This window comes from Pseudarthrobacter sulfonivorans (assembly GCF_031454915.1).
Taxonomy (GTDB): domain Bacteria; phylum Actinomycetota; class Actinomycetes; order Actinomycetales; family Micrococcaceae; genus Arthrobacter; species Arthrobacter sulfonivorans_C.
This window is the reverse complement of sequence record NZ_JAVDRS010000004.1, coordinates 73,232-89,468: the sequence shown is the minus strand read 5'-3', so window position 1 is coordinate 89,468 and position 16,237 is coordinate 73,232. Positions and strand designations below refer to the sequence as shown.

The 16,237-nt window shown below is 64.2% G+C and carries 17 protein-coding genes and 1 riboswitch; of the genes, 11 read left to right on the top strand and 6 right to left on the bottom strand.

Annotated elements, in window-relative coordinates; genetic code table 11:
- Positions 1-20 precede the first annotated feature (20 nt).
- Complete coding sequence (gene purU, locus J2808_RS10755; protein WP_309815805.1) at positions 21-881, bottom strand: formyltetrahydrofolate deformylase; 861 nt, start codon at positions 879-881, stop codon at positions 21-23.
- Between the two features lie 42 nt (positions 882-923).
- Positions 924-1,010: riboswitch (ZMP/ZTP riboswitch) on the top strand.
- Between the two features lie 145 nt (positions 1,011-1,155).
- Between purU and glyA the strand changes: the two genes are divergently transcribed.
- The 10 genes from glyA (at position 1,156) to J2808_RS10705 (ending at position 10,458) form a co-directional block, all read left to right on the top strand.
- Positions 1,156-2,454 (top strand): serine hydroxymethyltransferase, encoded by a 1,299-nt coding sequence (gene glyA / locus J2808_RS10750; RefSeq protein ID WP_309815803.1) that lies wholly within the window; start codon positions 1,156-1,158, stop codon positions 2,452-2,454.
- A gap of 8 nt (positions 2,455-2,462) precedes the next feature.
- The gene (locus J2808_RS10745) at positions 2,463-3,374 is read left to right on the top strand and encodes a bifunctional methylenetetrahydrofolate dehydrogenase/methenyltetrahydrofolate cyclohydrolase (RefSeq protein WP_309815800.1); all 912 of its coding nucleotides are present in this window, start codon (positions 2,463-2,465) and stop codon (positions 3,372-3,374) included.
- A gap of 150 nt (positions 3,375-3,524) precedes the next feature.
- The gene (locus J2808_RS10740; protein ID WP_309815798.1) at positions 3,525-4,484 is read left to right on the top strand and encodes an ABC transporter ATP-binding protein; all 960 of its coding nucleotides are present in this window, start codon (positions 3,525-3,527) and stop codon (positions 4,482-4,484) included.
- Between the two features lie 27 nt (positions 4,485-4,511).
- On the top strand, positions 4,512-5,372 hold the full coding sequence (locus J2808_RS10735; protein WP_309815796.1) for an ABC transporter permease: 861 nt from the start codon (positions 4,512-4,514) through the stop codon (positions 5,370-5,372).
- A complete protein-coding gene (locus J2808_RS10730; protein ID WP_309815793.1) occupies positions 5,369-6,199 on the top strand; it encodes an ABC transporter permease in 831 nt (276 codons plus the stop codon). The genes J2808_RS10735 and J2808_RS10730 overlap by 4 nt, the downstream gene beginning before the upstream one ends.
- 80 nt (positions 6,200-6,279) lie before the next feature.
- On the top strand, positions 6,280-6,843 hold the full coding sequence (locus tag J2808_RS10725; RefSeq protein ID WP_309815790.1) for a hypothetical protein: 564 nt from the start codon (positions 6,280-6,282) through the stop codon (positions 6,841-6,843).
- A 10-nt stretch (positions 6,844-6,853) separates the two neighbouring features.
- Positions 6,854-7,687, top strand: a complete 834-nt coding sequence (locus J2808_RS10720; protein WP_309815787.1) for an exodeoxyribonuclease III — start codon at positions 6,854-6,856, stop codon at positions 7,685-7,687.
- Between the two features lie 18 nt (positions 7,688-7,705).
- The gene (trpS, locus tag J2808_RS10715) at positions 7,706-8,746 is read left to right on the top strand and encodes a tryptophan--tRNA ligase (protein WP_309815784.1); all 1,041 of its coding nucleotides are present in this window, start codon (positions 7,706-7,708) and stop codon (positions 8,744-8,746) included.
- A 4-nt stretch (positions 8,747-8,750) separates the two neighbouring features.
- Positions 8,751-9,362, top strand: a complete 612-nt coding sequence (locus tag J2808_RS10710) for a 2'-5' RNA ligase family protein (protein WP_309815781.1) — start codon at positions 8,751-8,753, stop codon at positions 9,360-9,362.
- Between the two features lie 37 nt (positions 9,363-9,399).
- Positions 9,400-10,458, top strand: a complete 1,059-nt coding sequence (locus J2808_RS10705) for a YihY/virulence factor BrkB family protein (RefSeq protein WP_309816712.1) — start codon at positions 9,400-9,402, stop codon at positions 10,456-10,458.
- Here J2808_RS10705 and J2808_RS10700 read toward each other — a convergent pair.
- The 5 genes from J2808_RS10700 to sdhC all read right to left on the bottom strand — a co-directional run bounded on the left by J2808_RS10700 (position 10,415) and on the right by sdhC (position 14,812).
- Positions 10,415-11,185 (bottom strand): alpha/beta hydrolase family protein, encoded by a 771-nt coding sequence (locus J2808_RS10700; protein ID WP_309815778.1) that lies wholly within the window; start codon positions 11,183-11,185, stop codon positions 10,415-10,417. The two genes, J2808_RS10705 and J2808_RS10700, sit on opposite strands and share 44 nt — an antisense overlap.
- 93 nt (positions 11,186-11,278) lie before the next feature.
- Positions 11,279-12,061, bottom strand: a complete 783-nt coding sequence (locus tag J2808_RS10695; RefSeq protein WP_309815775.1) for a succinate dehydrogenase iron-sulfur subunit — start codon at positions 12,059-12,061, stop codon at positions 11,279-11,281.
- A 1-nt stretch (position 12,062) separates the two neighbouring features.
- Positions 12,063-13,862 carry a succinate dehydrogenase flavoprotein subunit gene (gene sdhA / locus J2808_RS10690; RefSeq protein WP_309815772.1) on the bottom strand — a complete coding sequence of 600 codons (1,800 nt, stop codon included), beginning with the start codon at positions 13,860-13,862 and terminating at the stop codon, positions 12,063-12,065.
- A 104-nt stretch (positions 13,863-13,966) separates the two neighbouring features.
- Positions 13,967-14,428, bottom strand: a complete 462-nt coding sequence (locus tag J2808_RS10685; RefSeq protein WP_309815771.1) for a succinate dehydrogenase hydrophobic membrane anchor subunit — start codon at positions 14,426-14,428, stop codon at positions 13,967-13,969.
- A gap of 3 nt (positions 14,429-14,431) precedes the next feature.
- Positions 14,432-14,812 (bottom strand): succinate dehydrogenase, cytochrome b556 subunit, encoded by a 381-nt coding sequence (sdhC, locus tag J2808_RS10680; RefSeq protein ID WP_082576094.1) that lies wholly within the window; start codon positions 14,810-14,812, stop codon positions 14,432-14,434.
- 256 nt (positions 14,813-15,068) lie between these two features.
- Here sdhC and J2808_RS10675 point away from each other — a divergent pair, with 256 nt between their 5' ends.
- Entirely contained in the window at positions 15,069-16,202 is a 1,134-nt protein-coding gene (locus J2808_RS10675) for a mannose-1-phosphate guanylyltransferase (RefSeq protein ID WP_309815759.1), read from the top strand.
- Positions 16,203-16,237: the final 35 nt, after the last annotated feature.

Sequence of the window (16,237 nt, the reverse complement as noted above, 5' to 3'; positions counted from 1 at the left end):
CACCCTCCATCAGGAAATCGTCAGTTGAAAACGACTGTCCGGTTGCCATCCAGCAGCACCCGGTGCTCGGCGTGCCACTGGACCGCCTGCGCCAACGTGCGGCCCTCGACGTCCCGGCCCATCTGCACAAACTGTTCCGGGGTCCGGGCGTGGTCCACCCGGATCACTTCCTGCTCAATGATGGGCCCTTCGTCCAGTGCCGCCGTGACGTAGTGGGCCGTGGCGCCAATCAGCTTCACGCCGCGGGCGTGGGCCTGGTGGTACGGCTTGGCACCCTTGAAGGACGGCAGGAACGAGTGGTGGATGTTGATGGCCTTGCCGGTGAGCTCCGCGCAGAGGTCATCGGAAATGATCTGCATGTACCGGGCCAGCACAGTGAGTTCAATATCGTGCTCCGCCATGAGGGCGCGCAGCTTGTCCTCGGCCTGGACCTTTGTGTCCGGCGTGACCGGGATGTGGTGGAACGGAATTCCATAGAACTCGGCCAGGCCGGCGAGGTCCCGGTGGTTGGAGACGATGGCGGGAATCTCGATGGGCAGGGTGCCGGAGCGCTGCTGGAAGAGAATGTCGTTGAGGCAGTGCGCTGATGTGCTCGCCATCAGCAGGGTACGAACCTTCTGGCCGACTTCGTGCAGGCTCCACTGCATCCCGAAGGCTGCCGCCACCGGCTCCAGGGCGGCCTGGAGTTCGGCGCGGGAGGCCGTCGTCGTGGCTTCCACGCGCATAAAGAAGTTGCCGGTAGCCGGGCTGCCGTACTGCTGTGAGTCCAAAATGTTACAGCCGGCCACCAGCAGGGCGCCGGCCACGGCGTGGACGATTCCGGGGCGGTCCGGGCAGGACAGGGTTACTACATACGCTTGGTTCAGCTGCTCATCACTCACGCTTACCAGCCTACCCGCGTGGCACCGCCGTTTTTGGTAGTCTTGGGAGGTCGCAACTGGCGTTGGGTGGCTTAACCACCAGGGAGCGGCAATCACGAAGACCACGGATCGTACGCCTGGGCCGAGGGTCATGTCTTGCCGGACAAGTGCTGCAACCCTGAGGGGAAACAGTCTCTTTCCCGCGCACTTTCACGCCCTGTCATCCAGGGCGGTTGTGTGCGCCAGCCGGTAGCCTGACCTTAGCAGTGCCCGTATCCCTAGCCAGGAGTTTTTCGTGACTACTACCGCCACCACAACAGCCGCAGTCAGCAACCAGTCGCTGGCCGAGCTTGACCCCGAAATCGCTGCAGTCCTCGACCAGGAACTTGGCCGCCAGCGCGGCACCCTGGAAATGATCGCCTCCGAAAACTTTGCCCCGCGGGCCGTGATGGAAGCCCAGGGCTCTGTCCTGACCAACAAGTACGCCGAGGGCTACCCGGGCCGCCGCTACTACGGCGGGTGCGAATACGTGGACGTCGCTGAGCAGTTGGCCATCGACCGCGTCAAGGCACTGTTCGGTGCGGAGTACGCTAACGTCCAGCCTCACTCCGGTGCGCAGGCCAACGCCGCCGCCCTGTCTGCCATGATCACCCCAGGCGACAAGATCCTGGGCCTGTCCCTGGCCCACGGCGGCCACCTGACCCACGGCATGAAGCTCAACTTCTCCGGCAAGCTGTACAACGTGGCTGCCTACCAGGTGGAGCAGGACAACTTCCGCGTGGATATGGACAAACTGCGCGAGCAGGCCATCGCCGAGAAGCCCCAGGTCATCATCGCAGGCTGGTCCGCTTACCCGCGCCAGCTGGACTTCGCTGCCTTCCGCTCCATCGCCGATGAGGTGGGCGCACTCCTCTGGACCGACATGGCCCACTTCGCCGGACTCGTTGCAGCAGGCCTGCACCCGAGCCCGGTGCCGTACTCCGACGTTGTGACTTCCACCGTGCACAAGACCCTCGCCGGTCCGCGTTCCGGTGTGATCCTGGCGAAGCAGGAGTGGGCCAAGAAGATCAACTCCAACGTCTTCCCGGGCCAGCAGGGCGGCCCGCTCATGCACGTCATCGCCGCCAAGGCCGTGGCCTTCAAGATTGCCGGCACGCAGGAGTTCAAGGAGCGCCAGGAGCGCGTCCTGGAAGGTGCCAAGATCATCGCCGACCGCCTGAACCAGGCCGATCTCGCCGAGGCCGGCGTGTCCGTCCTCACCGGCGGCACCGACGTGCACCTGGTCCTGGTGGACCTGCGCAATTCGCAGCTGGACGGCCAGCAGGCCGAAGACCTCCTGCACTCCGTGGGCATCACCGTGAACCGCAACGCCGTCCCGTTCGATCCGCGCCCGCCGATGGTCACCTCCGGCCTGCGTATCGGCACCCCCGCCCTGGCCACCCGCGGCTTCGGCGCTGCCGAGTTCACCGAGGTTGCCGAGATCATCGCCACCGCGCTCAAGGCCGGCTCCGCGACCGATGTTGAGGCCCTGCAGTCCCGCGTGGACAAGCTTGCCGCCGACTTCCCGCTCTACCCGCAACACGAGCAGTGGTGAACCCGTCTATGACGCAGACCGCAAAGATCCTTGACGGCAAGGCAGCCGCTGCCGCCATCAAGTCCGAGCTGGTTGAGCGTGTCGCGGCCCTGAACGCCCGCGGAGTCATCCCCGGCATCGCCACGGTGCTCGTCGGGGCGGACCCGGCCTCGCAGCTGTATGTGTCCATGAAACACAAACAGTCAGCGGAGGTCGGCATGAACTCCATCCAGCGTGAGCTGCCGGTGGATGCCACCCAGGCTCAGGTAGAGGCCCTCATTGACGAACTCAATGCTGACCCGGCCTGCCACGGTTATATTGTGCAGCTGCCGCTGCCCAAGCATTTGGACACCGATGCCATCTTGGAGCGGATTGACCCCGCCAAGGATGCCGACGGCCTGCACCCGACCAACCTTGGCCGGCTGGTGCTCAACGTCAGCGGCGAAATCACCTCGCCGCTGCCGTGCACGCCCCGCGGCGTCATCGAACTCCTGGAGCGCAACGGCTACAGCCTCGCGGGCAAGCACGTGGTGGTGGTGGGCCGCGGTGTCACCATCGGCCGCACCATCGGTTTGCTGCTCACCCGCCGGTCCGTGAACGCCACCGTAACGCTGACGCACACCGGCACCGAGAACCTCTCGGAACTGCTGCGGCAGGCGGACGTCATTGTGGGCGCGGCGGGTGCCAAGCACATCGTCAAGGCCGCGGACGTCAAGCCGGGTGCAGCCCTGCTGGACGTTGGTGTCACCCGCGAGACCGATGCCGAGACGGGCAAGAGCAAGGTCCACGGCGATATCGATCCTGCCGCTGCGGAGGTTGCCGGCTGGATTTCGCCGAACCCCGGCGGCGTCGGTCCCATGACCGTGGCGTTGCTCATGACCAACGTGGTCGAGGCCGCGGAACGCCAATTGGCACAGAAAAGCGGCGCCGGAATCGCCTAGTTCCGCCGCAATAATTAACGCCCGACGGCGGCCCGCACCTTTTTCGCGCAAGGTGCGGGCCGCCGTCGGGCTTTAAGCGACCAACTGCGAGTCCTCTTTCACATTCAGAAGCGCTCCACTAGTCTGCGGAGGGTGCACAACAAAGCCATCGTGTCTTCCACCCCTTCCCACGGACTTCCCGCCCGGCAGGCAACGGTCATCGCTGCGGAGGACCTCCGCAAGACCTATGGCGACGTGGCCGCCGTAGACGGGATCTCGTTCAGCGTTCCGGCAGGGGAGTCCTTTGGCCTGCTCGGCCCGAACGGGGCAGGCAAATCCACCACCATGAAGATGATCGGCGCCGTCACCCAGCGCACGTCAGGGAAACTCAGCATCATGGGCCTGGATCCGGACAGCCACGGGCCGGAGGTCCGCGCGCACCTGGGTGTGGTGCCCCAGCAGGACAACCTGGACGAGGAGCTGCGGGTCCGGGACAACCTCCTTGTCTATGGCCGCTACTTTGGGCTGCCCATGAGCTACCTGAAGCCGAAAGCCGACGAACTGCTGGAGTTTGCACAGCTCACGGATAAGGCCAAATCCAAGGTCGATGCCCTCTCCGGCGGCATGAAACGGCGCCTCACCATTGCGCGTTCGCTCATCAACGAGCCCCGCATCCTGCTGCTGGACGAGCCCACAACCGGGCTGGACCCGCAGGCCCGGCACATCCTGTGGGACCGCCTCTTCCGCCTCAAGGAGCAGGGTGTCACGCTGATCCTGACCACGCACTACATGGATGAGGCCGAGCAGCTGTGCGATCGGCTGATCGTGGTGGACAAGGGCAGGATCATGGCCGAAGGATCGCCGGCCCAGCTCATCCGCAAGCACTCCACCAGGGAAGTGCTCGAGCTGCGCTTCGGCTCCGAACGCAACGCGACGATCGGACCCGAGCTCCAAGGAATCGGCGAACGCCTCGAGGCGCTCCCGGACCGGGTGCTGATTTACGCGCACGACGGCGAAGCAGCCCTTGAAGAGGTCTCTTCCCGTGGCCTGCGGCCACTGACATCACTGGTGCGCCGGTCCTCATTGGAGGACGTGTTCCTCCGGCTGACCGGCCGGAGCCTCGTTGACTAAGAGGCCGGGTTGACTGAGGAGGCTGGGTTGACTGAGGAGGCCGGGTTGACGGGGACAGCCGGTCCGCAGGGGACGACGGCCCGCGCCCACCCGCCGCAGGTTTCCGCGGCCAGGGCGCGCCGGTGGGGTGCGTTCTACTATGCCGAACAGGTCCTCCGGGTCATGAAGGGCTACGGCTGGTCGATCCTGATGTACAGCGTGGGGCAGCCCGTAGCCTACCTGTTCGCCATGGGTGTGGGACTGGCCACGCTGGTGGACTCCGGAGCCTTCGGCGGGGTCAGCTACCTGGCCTTTATTGCGCCGGCGCTGCTGGTTTCGGCCGCGGTCATGACGGCCGCCAACGAGTTCACGTTCCCCGTCATGGACGGTTTCAAATGGCGCCGGATCTACTACGGCCCGCATGCCTCACCGCTGACCCCGCAACAGATCGCCGCCGGGCAGATCATGGCTGTGACGCTGCGCTTGCTGCTGCAGTCCGCCATCTACTTCGCGGCCGTGGCACTCTTCGGGGCCTCGCCGTCCGGCTGGGGCTGGGCGGGCATCGCGGTGGCAACCCTCGCCGGACTGTCCTTCGGCCTGCCGCTGATGGCCTACGCTGCGTCGATCAGGGACGACAAGGGCCAGTTCGCGCTGGTGATGCGCTTCATCGTGATGCCGCTCTTCCTGTTCTCCGGAACGTTCTTCCCGCTGGACACCCTCCCACTGGCCGTCCGCTGGATCGGCTGGATCTCACCCATCTGGCACGGCACCGAACTGGGCCGGGTCTTCAGCTACGGGTTCCAGGAACCGCCGGTCCTCACTATGGTGCACATTGTGGTGCTCGTGGCCCTCGCAGGGTTCGGCTGGGTCCTCACAAAACGCCAGTTCATCCGGAGGATGGGGCAATGAGCATCCTCACCGGCCACAGCGTCACAGAAGAGGCGCGAAACAGGACGTTCGGCCCCCTGTATTCCCGCAACGCCAAAGCCGTGATCTCGCGGGGGCTGATGGCCACCAGGAGCACTAACTGGCTGGTCATGCTGTCCGGCTTCTTTGAGCCCGTGCTGTTCCTGATCTCCATGGGCGTGGGCCTCGGAGCCATTGTGGGAGCCGTGCAGGGGCCCGACGGAACGGAAATCAGCTACGCCGCCTATATCGCGCCGGCCCTGCTCGCGGTCTCGGCCATGAACGGTGCAGTGTACGACTCCACCTGGAACGTGTTCTTCAAGATGAACTTCGCCAAGCTTTACCAGGGCATGCTGTACACCTCCCTGGGCCCGCTGGACGTGGCGCTTGGCGAGATCTTCCTGGCGCTCCTGCGCGGCCTGCTGTACGCCACGGGGTTCACGGCGGTGATGGGTCTGATGGGCCTGATCACCACGCCGTGGGCCATCCTGATGATTCCGGCATCCGTCCTTATCGCCTTCGGCTTCGCCAGCCTGGGGATGGGGATCACCAGCTTCCTGAAGACCTTCCAGCAGATGGACTGGATCAACTTCATCATGCTGCCCATGTTCCTGTTCAGCGCCACGTTCTATCCGCTAAGCGTTTACCCGCAGTACATCCAGTGGCTCATCCAGGCCATGCCGCTCTGGCACGGCGTGGAGCTGCTGCGCCAGATCAGCGTGGGAGCGTTTACCCCCGCCACCGCGGTCCACATTGGGTACTACGTGGTGATGACCGCACTGGGCATGCTGCTCACCACCGTGCGGCTGCGGAAGCTTTTCCTGAAGTGAGCGTGCACGGACGTTGGGGGAGCTGTTCGCCGGGGGTGGAAGGTGCAAAAGGGTTGTGCAGCGTTTGAGACAATGGACCCATGCAATCTCTGGGTAACCCACAGTCTCCGTCCGGCCGGTCCAAGGGCGGCTTCTCCATGCTGCGGATCAGCGGCCCGGGGATGATGGTTTTTATCATCGCCTTCCTGGTTGCCGTGATCTTCGCCGCCAACCAGAACGACGTCGTGGGCTGGGTCGTGGCGGTCATCGCAGCCTTCTGGCTCGCGCTGGCGTCCTTCGTGGTGTTCAGCATCCAGAAGGCTGCCAAGAAAGCCGGCGCCAAGCTGACGGAAGCCCAGAACGCCTTCAACAGCGCTGCCGGCCGCGCGCCGTCGTCGGCCTCGGCCAACCACGGCGGCACCCGGCTTGTCTCAGAGCGGACCGAAGCGGACGAAGTCCGCGACCTCAAGCTGGACCACTCCTTCAAGATCGTGCAGGTGCAGATCCGGGTGGTGGAGCAGGAACGGGCCAAGGGTGATGCAGCGGACCAGGACACGATCCGCCGGGCTCTGGAGACCATCGAGATCACCGCGACCAATGCCCGGGACATGATCCGCTCCTCCGGCGGCACCGGGGACCCGGTCAGCGGAACCATCATCGACTAGAGTAGTGCGGGTGAGTTCGGCATTGAAGAAGGATCACCTTCGCATCGCATCAGTCAACGTCAACGGCCTCCGGGCTGCCTTCAAGAACGGGATGGCGGCCTGGCTGGAGCCACGCGAGGTGGACATTCTCTGCCTCCAGGAGGTCCGTGCGCCTGACGCAATCGTCCGCCAGTTGCTGGGCGACGGCTGGCACATCCTGCACGCCGAAGCCGAGGCCAAGGGCCGCGCCGGCGTCGCCATTGCGTCCCGCGAAGAACCGCTGGAGACCCGCAACGGCATCGGCGACGACTACTTCGCCACCGCCGGCCGCTGGGTCGAAGCCGATTTCAGGCTGACCGACGCCGGCGGAAATCCGGTACAGCTGACAGTGGCGAGTGCCTACGTGCACTCCGGTGAAGTAGGAACCCCCAAGCAGGTGGACAAGTACCGGTTCCTTGACGTCATGAGCACCCGCCTGCCGGAGCTCACCAAGCACAGCGATCACGCCCTGGTGGTGGGCGACCTCAACGTTGGCCACACCGAACGTGACATCAGGAACTGGAAGGGCAACGTCAAGAAGGCCGGTTTCCTGCCCGACGAACGTGCCTACTTTGACCGTTTCTTCGGTGAGGAAATTGGTTGGAAGGATGTCCACCGCGGCCTGGCGGGGGACATCGACGGTCCGTACACCTGGTGGTCACAGCGTGGCCAGGCGTTCGATAACGACACCGGTTGGCGTATTGATTACCACATGGCCACCCCGGGCCTCGCCGCAGCCGCGTTCTCTGCGGTGGTGGACCGGGCGCCCTCGTGGGACACACGCTTCTCTGACCATGCCCCGCTGGTAGTGGACTACCGGCTCTAGATCCTAAGGTTCCAACGAATGACCAGCTCACCCACACACGGCCGCAAGCGGATCCTTTCCGGCGCCAAGCCAACTGCCGACTCCCTGCATCTGGGCAACTACATCGGCGCAGTCCGCAACTGGGTGGACATGCAGTCCGCCTACGACGCGGTGTTCTTCATCCCGGATCTCCACGCCATTACCGTGGACTTCGATCCGGCTGAGCTCACCAACCGCACCCGCGTGGTGGCTGCCCAGTACATCGCTGCGGGCATCGACCCGGACAAGAGCATTTTCTTTGTCCAGTCCCACGTGCCCGAGCATGCGCAGCTGGCGTGGGCCCTGAACTGCATCACGGGGTTCGGCGAAGCCTCCCGCATGACCCAGTTCAAGGACAAGACCCAGAAGGCCGGCGCCGACGCCGCCACGCTGGGCCTCTTTGCCTACCCCACCCTGATGGCCGCCGATATCCTCCTGTACCAGACCGACCTGGTGCCGGTGGGGGAGGACCAGCGCCAGCACCTGGAGCTGACCCGGAACCTCGCGCAGCGTTTCAACACCCGGTTCGGCGAGACCTTCACGGTGCCCGAGGCCACCATCCTCAAGGCCAGCGCCAAGATTTACGATCTGCAGAACCCGAGCGCCAAGATGTCGAAAACGGGAGAATCTCCCAACGGCTCCATCCAGCTCCTGGAAGACCCGAAGATCGCGGCCAAGCGCATCAAGTCGGCCGTCACCGACGCCGGCACCGAGATCCGTTTTGATCTGGAAGAAAAGCCGGGTGTCTCCAACCTCCTGACTATCTATTCCTCGCTGACCGGCAAGTCGGTGGCGGAGCTTGAGGCCGAGTACCAGGGCAAGATGTACGGCCACCTGAAGGTGGACCTCGCGGAGGTCATGGTGGATTTCATCACGCCGCTGCGGAACCGAACCAACGAGCTGATGGCTGACCCCGCCGAGCTGGACCGGCTCCTGGCCCAGGGCGCTGAGCGCGCCCGCGAAATCGCCTCGGTGACCCTCAGCCAGGTCTACGAGCGGATGGGTTTCCTGCCGTCGCTGAGCCTGGCCGGAGTCCGCTAGAGCAATGCCTGCCGCCAGCACTGCCAGCGAAGGAATGAGCGTAGGCGTCATTCTGGGGTTCCCCCCTGCCATCGCCAAGGAACTGCAGCGGTGGCGGGCCTCGTTCGGGGATCCGATGGCGGGGGTGGTGCCTGCCCACATCACGCTGGTCACCACCACCCCGACAGATGACTGGGAAGCCACCCGCGCGCACGTCCGCGAGGTGGCGCGCAACCAGACCCCGTTTATGGTGACCATCTCCGGCACAGGCTCGTTCCGGCCGGTCTCACCGGTGGTCTACATCAATGTCGAAGAGGGCTTCGACGCCTGCGTTGACCTGCACGAGAAACTCCAGACTGGTCCGCTTGAACGGGAACTGCCGTTCTCCTACCACCCCCACGTCACCATCGCCCACGATGTTGCGCCGGAGAGCCTCGACGAGGCCGAAACCGTGCTCGAAAGTTACAAAGCAACCTTCCCTGTGGTTAGCATGGGACTCTACGAGCACGATGCTGACGGCATTTGGCAGCTACGGGAAGAGTTGGACTTTGGGACCGAAACTGACGACGACGGCGGGACCAGTGGCACCAAGACAGCAGCGGACGCCGACGCAAACGGAGCCACCGCTCCCCACTGAGCAGGCCCGCCTGAAGCTCGCCGTCATCCAAAAGCGGATGGATTGGGGCAAGGCCAGAAGGTCCGACGGCGGCCCGGTGGCCAGCCTGCTGGCAATGGTCCAGTGGCTGCTCGCCCGGCTTAATGCCTTCCGGCCGATGCGCGCGTGGCAGCACTACACACTCCAGCACGGCCCGCTCATGAGCGCCGGCATCGGCTTCAACATGTTCTTCTCCATTACGGGCCTGCTGGCCACGGGATTCTCCATTGCCGGCCTGGTGCTGCGGGGCCAGCCCGCCCTGCTGGACAACATCATCAGCAGTGTGGCACAAAGCGCGCCCGGCCTGCTGAAGGTCAACGGCGGGACGGGCCTGGTTGATCCCAAGGACCTGCTGAACCCGGACGGCCTTGGCTGGACAGCCGTGATTGCGGCCGTGGTCACCGTGGTCACGTCCCTGGGCTGGATCGCCGGCCTCCGTGATGGTCTCCGCGGGGTGGTGGAACTGCCGCCGCTGAAGATCAACGTCATCCTGATGAAGCTGCGGGACGCCGGCACGCTGCTGCTCCTGGGCGTCGCGCTGGTCATCAGTGCCGGCGCGTCCCTGGTGTTCGGCACGGCTGCAGGCTGGGTCAGTGATTTCCTGCGGCTGGACCCTGCTGTCGCTGGTCCGCTGACCACGCTCATCAAGATCGGTGTGCCGCTGGTCCTGAGCTGGGTTACCGCCGTGGTGATGTTCCGGCTGGCCGGTGGCCTCAAGTTGTCGCGGCGGGCCTTGCTGGAAGGAACCATCCTGGCCGCAGCCGGTACCACCGTCCTGCAGGTGTTCAGCACCGAACTGCTCGCCGGCGCGGGCAGGAACCCCATTCTGGCGCCCTTCGCCATCATCATCGGGCTGCTGATCTGGTTCAACCTGGTCAGCCAGGTCTACCTGGTCTCTGCGGCCTGGTCAGCCATCCGCGAAGAGGACCTCAGGAGCGCTCCTGCCGGCCATGAGAAGGCGACGTGGGGCTCCCGCCAGATCCAGCCCGGCAAGACCCCCGTAGAGCGCGACGGCGGCGCCAGCCCTGGTGCCGCTACTGCCCGGCGTCGAGGTACTGGTCGGCCCAGGCTGAAATAATGCGGGCGGCGCGGGCTGCCTGGCCCTTGCCGGTCAGCAGGTGGTCGCTGCCTTCAAGGGACACGAAATTCCGCGGGTGGCGGGCCGTCTGGAAGATGGTGCTTGCGTTTTCGATTCCCACGGTGTTGTCGGTGGGGGAGTGCATCACCATCAGCGGCTTGTGCAGCTGGCGGATGCAGTCCGTGAGGTCCGCGTTCTCCAGGTCCTCCACAAAGTGCCTTCGGATTTCCACGCGCTTTCCGCCCAGGTCAAATTCGGCGCTGCCTTCACTGAGGATTTTGTCCAACGCGGCGTCGAATACGTGCGCCACGTGCTTCGGGGAGAACGGGGCACCCACGGTGGCGACGGCGTCGAGCTCCGGGATCTGCCGGGCCGCGGACAGCACGGCGGCGCCGCCGAAGGAATGGCCCACCAGCAAGGAAATTTCCTTCCCCTGTGAGCGCATGAACTCGGCTGCCTTCACCGTGTCAGCCACCTTGTGGCTGAACGATCCCTCGGACCAGTGGCCCGCTGATTCTCCCAGGCCCAGGTTGTCGAAGCGCAGCATGCCGATTCCGGTGTCAGCCAGGGCCTTGCAGATCCGCGAGGCGGAGGGACTGTCCTTGCCCAGCGTGAAGCCGTGAGAGAACACACCCCAGCCGCGCACCGGGCCCTCCGGCACGTCGATGATCCCGGACAGGAGTTCGCCGGTGGAGCCTTCAAAGCTGACTTTTTCGGAACGGGACATCGTGTGCTGCTTTCGTGGGTGCTGTCAGGTGTTAAACAACGACGGCGCCAAAATCACCTGGGGTGACTGACGCCGTCGTACGTAATCTCTGAACTAGATCTTACGGGAGAGGATTGCCTGCTTGACCTCGGCGATGGCCTGGGTCACCTGGATGCCACGGGGGCACGCTTCGGAGCAGTTGAAGGTGGTGCGGCAGCGCCACACACCTTCCTTGTCGTTCAGGATCTCCAGGCGCATGTCACCGGCATCATCACGGGAATCGAAGATGAAGCGGTGTGCGTTGACGATCGCGGCCGGGCCGAAGTACTGGCCGTCGGTCCAGAACACGGGGCAGGAGGACGTGCACGCGGCGCACAGGATGCACTTGGTGGTGTCATCGAACCGCTCACGGTCCTCGGCGGACTGCAGGCGTTCCTTGGTGGGCTCGTGGCCCTTGTTGATAAGGAACGGCATGACCTCGCGGAAGGACTGGAAGAACGGCTCCATGTCCACAATCAGGTCCTTCTCCACCGGCAGGCCCTTGATGGGCTCAACGGTGATGGGCTTGGTGGTGTCCAAGTCCTTCAGGAGGGTCTTGCAGGCGAGGCGGTTGCGGCCGTTGATGCGCATGGCATCGGAACCGCAGACGCCGTGGGCGCAGGAACGGCGGAAGGAGACGCTGCCGTCGATTTCCCACTTGACCTTGTGCAGGGCATCCAGCACGCGGTCGGTGCCGTACATGGTTACCTTGAAGTCATCCCAGGTGGCGTCCTCGGACACCTCCGGGTTGTAACGGCGCACGCGGAGGGTGACGTCGAATGTGGGGATCTCTCCGCCGCCTCCGACGTGAGCGGGCAATTCGATCTTTGAGGCTGGCTCAGCAAGTTCGGCGGACATCTTAGTACTTCCTCACCATCGGCTCGTAGCGGGTAAAGACAACCGGTTTGGTGGCCAGACGGATGCCGGCGATTGCCTCTGCAGAGCCGTCAGCCGGGGCGTGGTCATCCTTGTACGCCATGGAGTGCTTCATGAATTTTTCGTCGTTCCGGTCCGGGAAGTCCTCGCGGAAGTGTCCGCCGCGGGACTCCTCCCGGTGCAGGGCCGCCACGGTCATGACCTTGGCCAGTTCCAGCAGGAAGCCCAGCTCCACAGCTTCGAGTAGGTCCAGGTTGAACCGCTTGCCCTTGTCCTGGACATTGATGTTCTTGTAGCGCGCTTCGAAGGACTCGATGTCCCGGAGGACCTGGTTGAGCGTGTCCGCCGTGCGGAATACCTGCATGTTGGCATCCATGGTGTCCTGCAGATCCTTGCGGATCACGGCCACCTTCTCGTTGCCGGTGCCGTTGCGGGCAATGTTCAGCAGCTCGATGGTGTACGCCTCGGGGTCCTCGGGGAGTTCCACGAAGTCCGCCGTTTTGGCGTATTCCGCCGCGGCGATGCCGGCGCGCTTGCCGAACACGTTGATGTCCAGCAGCGAGTTGGTGCCCAGGCGGTTGGAGCCGTGGACGGAAACGCAGGCAACTTCACCTGCGGCGTAGAGGCCGGGAACCACAGTGTCGTTGTCCTGCAGAACCTCGGTGGTGATGTTCGTGGGGATGCCGCCCATGGCGTAGTGCGCCGTGGGGAACACCGGTACCGGCTCCGTGTAGGGCTCCACACCAAGGTAGGTGCGGGCGAACTCGGTGATGTCCGGAAGCTTGGCGTCGATGTGCGCCGGCTCCAGGTGGGTCAGGTCCAGGAGGACGTAGTCCTTGTTAGGGCCGCAGCCGCGGCCTTCGCGGACTTCGTTGGCCATGGAGCGGGCCACGATGTCACGGGGTGCGAGGTCCTTGATGGTGGGGGCGTAGCGCTCCATAAAGCGCTCACCCTCGGAGTTACGCAAGATGGCGCCCTCTCCGCGGGCTGCCTCGGAGAGCAGGATGCCCAGACCGGCAAGGCCTGTCGGGTGGAACTGGAAGAACTCCATGTCCTCCAGCGGGATGCCGCGGCGGAAAGCGATCCCCATGCCGTCGCCGGTCAGGGTGTGCGCGTTGGAGGTGGTCTTGAAGACCTTGCCCGCACCGCCGGAGGCGAAGACCACGGACTTGGCCTGGAAGACGTGCAGCTCACCGGACGCGAGGTCGTAGGACACAACGCCGGCAACACGCTTCTGCTTGTATGACGTACCGTCTTCGCGGACGGCGTCTTCTTCGACCGTCAGGAGGTCCAGGACGTAGTACTCGTTGTAGAACTCCACGTTGTGCTTAACGCAGTTTTGGTACAGCGTCTGCAGGATCATGTGGCCGGTGCGGTCAGCGGCGTAGCAGGCGCGGCGGACCGGAGCCTTGCCGTGGTCGCGGGTGTGGCCACCAAAGCGGCGCTGGTCAATACGGCCTTCAGGCGTGCGGTTGAACGGCAGGCCCATTTTCTCAAGGTCCAGCACGGCGTCGATGGCTTCCTTGGCCATGACCTCCGCTGCGTCCTGGTCAACCAGGTAGTCGCCGCCCTTGACGGTGTCGAAGGTGTGCCATTCCCAGTTGTCTTCCTCGACATTGGCAAGGGCCGCACACATGCCACCCTGCGCCGCACCAGTGTGCGAGCGGGTGGGGTAGAGCTTGGTCAGTACTGCTGTGCGCGCGCGCTGACCGGACTCGATCGCGGCGCGCATGCCAGCGCCACCGGCACCGACGATGACGACGTCGTACTTATGGACCTGCATACTTTGGCGCTCTTTCTCTCAAAATTCGCAATAAAACAACGGACAGGCGTTACCTGCACCGCAAAACACAGCCCGCGGCTCACCGTGGGCAACGGCGGGTGGCTTTAGGCGGGGCAGAAGCCGCCGGGCAGCGGAACACCGTCAACGACGGGGCACGGGTTGAAGGTGAATATCACCAGGGTGCCCAGGACGATGATCACGGTGGTGGCCGCATACAGCACGATCTTGAGCCAGAGACGGGTGGAATCCTTCTCGGCGTAGTCATTGATGATGGTGCGCACGCCGTTGGTGCCGTGCAGCATTGCCAGCCACAGCATGGCCAGGTCCCAGATCTGCCAGAACGGGTCGGCCCACTTGCCGGCGACGAAACCGAAATCGATGGCGTGGATGCCCTCACCCACCAGGAGGTTCACAAAGAGGTGGCCGAAGATGAGGACTACCAGCACAACGCCGGACAGGCGCATGAACAGCCAGGCCAGCATCTCGAAGTTGCCCCTGCTGCTGCCGGTGCGACGGTACTGGGGTGAAATCTTCCCACTGCGTGGGCTGTCAATCGTTGCAGTCATGGCTTAGTGACCTCCAAGGGCAAGGGAAAGGTGGCGGATGGAGAAGCCGACCATCACAACTACCCACAGGGCCAGGACAGTCCACAGCATTTGGCGCTGGTACTTGGCGCCCTTCTTCCAGAAGTCGACGGCGATGATCCGCAGGCCGTTAAAGGCGTGGAAAACAATCGCGGCAACCAGGCCCGTTTCACCCAGGGCCATGAGGGGGTTCTTGTATGCACCAATGACTGCGGTGTAGGCCTCAGGGGACACACGCACCAATGAGGTGTCCAGTACATGGACCAACAAGAAGAAAAAGATCACTACACCGGTAATTCGGTGTCCTACCCAGGACCACATGCCTTCACGGCCGCGGTACAAGGTGCCAGCTGGTTTTGTCGGCACTGATAAACCTCCCTGCAACACAGCGGCGCTGGCATGAGATCCACGCGGGGGGAACGCCTGCTGCGAGAGCACTCGTAGCTCGAGCCTAAATCTAGGCTTCGCTCACAGCTTATTCAATTTAGGAACTCCTTGGTGACCCCGCAATGACCGCATTTTGCCTTTAATTGAGACGAACGCCACATGGTGCCGCCCGCGGAGGGGTTCAGGGAGGCTCCCAAAGTGGGAGTCCACGGCCCGTCGGCTAAAGTAGGCCTTGATGAGTACAGACAAAGTGACAAGCCCGGCATCACCCCTTGACCGCTTTATAGCGGTGATTCCGGCAGGCGGAGTGGGGACCCGCCTCTGGCCCCTGTCACGTGCAGCAGCTCCCAAGTTCCTCCATGACCTCACCGGGTCCGGCAGCACGTTGCTGCGCGCCACCTATGACCGTCTTGAGCCCCTCGCCGGCCGTCGCGTCCTGGTGGTCACCGGCAGTGCCCACCGTGCCGCGGTGTGCCGCCAGCTGCCTGAGGTCCAGGACTCGGACCTGGTCCTGGAGAGCGAGCCGAAGGATTCCGGCGCCGCGATCGGCCTGGCGGCCGCCATCCTGCACGAGCGCGATCCGGACACCATCATGGGTTCCTTCGCCGCGGACCAGGTGATCAGCCCTGACCACCTGTTCCACGACGCAGTCCGCGAAGCCATCCACACGGCGGCCGCCGGCAAGATTGTGACCATCGGCATCAAGCCGACCCACCCGTCAACCGGCTTCGGCTACATCCGGGCCGGCCAGGAACTCCATATTGAGGGTGCCCCCAGTGCGCAGGCCGTGGTGGAGTTCGTGGAGAAGCCGGACGAAGAAGTTGCCCAGCAGTACGTGGACAGCGGCGAGTACGTCTGGAATGCCGGTATGTTCGTCGCCCCGGTGGCACTGATGCTTAAGCACCTTGAAGCCAACCAGCCCGAGCTGTACACGGGGCTGCTGGAGATCGCCCGGGCCTGGGACACTCCTGAACGTGATGCCGTCACGGCCCGCGTCTGGCCCACGCTGCCCAAAATCGCCATTGACTATGCAGTGGCCGAACCTGCTGCGGCCGCCGGAGACGTTGCCGTTGTGCCGGGCACATTCGGATGGGACGACGTCGGGGATTTCGCTTCTGTAGGCAGGCTCAACAGTGCGCGGGAAGTTGACGACGTCACGGTCATCGGTGAGGGTGCGCGCGTGTTCACCGAAAACGCCAGCGGCGTGGTGGTTTCCGACACAAAGCGCGTCATTGCGCTGATCGGTATCAAGGACGTGGTCATTGTGGACACGGGAGATGCCCTTTTGGTGACCACCAAGGAACACGCCCAGCGGGTCAAGGGCGCCGTTGACGCGCTCAAGGCCAGTGGTGACACCGACGTTCTCTAACCCGGTGGGGCGTGCCTTGTCGCGCCGCGGGGTGT

Bases quoted from the DNA above. Each gene is read 5' to 3' on its own strand.
- J2808_RS10745 (WP_309815800.1), top strand. From the start codon at position 2,463: ATGACGCAGACCGCAAAGATCCTTGACGGCAAGGCAGCCGCTGCCGCC.
- J2808_RS10730 (WP_309815793.1), top strand. From the start codon at position 5,369: ATGAGCATCCTCACCGGCCACAGCGTCACAGAAGAGGCGCGAAACAGG.
- J2808_RS10725 (WP_309815790.1), top strand. From the start codon at position 6,280: ATGCAATCTCTGGGTAACCCACAGTCTCCGTCCGGCCGGTCCAAGGGC.
- trpS (WP_309815784.1), top strand. From the start codon at position 7,706: ATGACCAGCTCACCCACACACGGCCGCAAGCGGATCCTTTCCGGCGCC.
- J2808_RS10710 (WP_309815781.1), top strand. From the start codon at position 8,751: ATGCCTGCCGCCAGCACTGCCAGCGAAGGAATGAGCGTAGGCGTCATT.
- J2808_RS10705 (WP_309816712.1), top strand. From the start codon at position 9,400: ATGGATTGGGGCAAGGCCAGAAGGTCCGACGGCGGCCCGGTGGCCAGC.
- J2808_RS10700 (WP_309815778.1), bottom strand. From the start codon at position 11,185: ATGTCCCGTTCCGAAAAAGTCAGCTTTGAAGGCTCCACCGGCGAACTC.
- J2808_RS10695 (WP_309815775.1), bottom strand. From the start codon at position 12,061: ATGTCCGCCGAACTTGCTGAGCCAGCCTCAAAGATCGAATTGCCCGCT.
- sdhA (WP_309815772.1), bottom strand. From the start codon at position 13,862: ATGCAGGTCCATAAGTACGACGTCGTCATCGTCGGTGCCGGTGGCGCT.
- J2808_RS10685 (WP_309815771.1), bottom strand. From the start codon at position 14,428: ATGACTGCAACGATTGACAGCCCACGCAGTGGGAAGATTTCACCCCAG.
- J2808_RS10675 (WP_309815759.1), top strand. From the start codon at position 15,069: ATGAGTACAGACAAAGTGACAAGCCCGGCATCACCCCTTGACCGCTTT.